Source organism: Mycolicibacter kumamotonensis (genome assembly GCF_002086285.1).
Taxonomy (GTDB): Bacteria; Actinomycetota; Actinomycetes; order Mycobacteriales; family Mycobacteriaceae; genus Mycobacterium; species Mycobacterium kumamotonense.
In genome coordinates this window covers 1-350 of sequence record NZ_MVHU01000120.1, presented here as the reverse complement: position 1 = coordinate 350, position 350 = coordinate 1, and the positions used below count along the sequence as shown (strand labels likewise).

Below are 350 nucleotides of genomic sequence, written 5' to 3'. Positions count from 1 at the left end.
GGCGGCACCGGCGGCGCGGGCGGCACCGGTGGGGCCGGCGGCGCGCTCGGCGGCAATGGTGGGCACGGCGGCGCGGGCGGCATCGGCGGAACCGGTGGGACCGGCGGCAACGGGACCGACGGAGCGGCCAACGGTGTTGCCGGCGGAGTCGGCGGCAACGGCGGTGACGGCGGCCGCGGTGGCACGGGCGGCACCGGCGGCACCGGCGGCGCGGGCGGCACCGCCACCCACGGCGCGGCGGGCCAGCAGGGCGTGGGCGGAGCCGGGGGCACCGGCGGCACCGGCGGCGCGGGCGGCACCGGTGGGGCCGGCGGCGCGCTCGGCGGCAATGGTGGGCACGGCGGCGCGGG

Annotated in this window: 1 protein-coding gene; it reads left to right on the top strand. The window is 85.1% G+C overall.

Translation table 11 applies throughout. The annotated features are described in order from the left end of the window. A partial coding sequence (locus BST28_RS25400; RefSeq protein ID WP_207570205.1) for a hypothetical protein occupies positions 1–350 on the top strand: 350 nt, incomplete at both ends.